We start from the raw sequence: 598 nt of genomic DNA, 5'->3' as shown, positions 1-598 counted from the left end.
GTGCCTGCAAGGGCGGGGCTGCCCAGACCGGCGGCGATACCCAGCAGCGCGCTGCGGCGCAGGAAGTCGCGCCGGGCCGGGGCCGGGGGAGAAGAGGTCGTGCTCATCGGTTCGCCTCCGGCGATTGTGCGGCGATCCAGGCCAGCGCCAGCTGCGGCCAGACGGCGGTGGTCAGGCCGGCTGTGCCGCGCGTGCCAAAGCCATGTCCACCCCGCGGGAACAGGTGCATTTCGCTGGGGATGCCGGCCTGTTGCAGGCGGTGGTAGAACAGCAGGCTGTTGCCGACCGGCACCACCTCGTCATCGGCGGCGTGCAGCACGAAGGTCGGCGGTGTGCTTGCGCTGACCTGCTGCTGCATCGAATAGCGCTGCCGCAGTGCAGGGGTATCGGCGCCACCGAGCAGCCGTTCGCGCGAGCCGGCATGGCTGTCGGGCCCTTCCATGTCGATCACCGGATAGACCAGCAGCTGGAAATCCGGCCGGGCGCTGACCGTGTCGATGGCATCGGTGGCCGGGTATACCGGCGTATCGAAGCCGTTGCCCAGCCGCGCCGCCAGGTGGCCACCGGCGGAAAACCCCATCACCCCGATCCGCCGCGG

2 protein-coding genes are annotated in these 598 nt (G+C 70.6%); both read right to left on the bottom strand.

The annotated features are described in order from the left end of the window. Positions 1-107 (bottom strand): twin-arginine translocation signal domain-containing protein (locus JCM9942_RS20810; protein ID WP_157723096.1); only part of this gene is annotated, 107 nt, incomplete at its 3' end. Further along, the coding region (locus JCM9942_RS17685) for an alpha/beta hydrolase (protein WP_157723095.1) at positions 104-598 on the bottom strand (495 nt) is incomplete at its 5' end. The genes JCM9942_RS20810 and JCM9942_RS17685, both read right to left, overlap by 4 nt.

The sequence above is a fragment of the Stenotrophomonas pictorum JCM 9942 genome, from assembly GCF_001310775.1.
Taxonomy (GTDB): Bacteria; Pseudomonadota; Gammaproteobacteria; order Xanthomonadales; family Xanthomonadaceae; genus Stenotrophomonas; species Stenotrophomonas pictorum.
The sequence above is the reverse complement of the archived record's forward strand: the minus strand, read 5'-3'. Positions and strand labels throughout refer to the sequence as shown.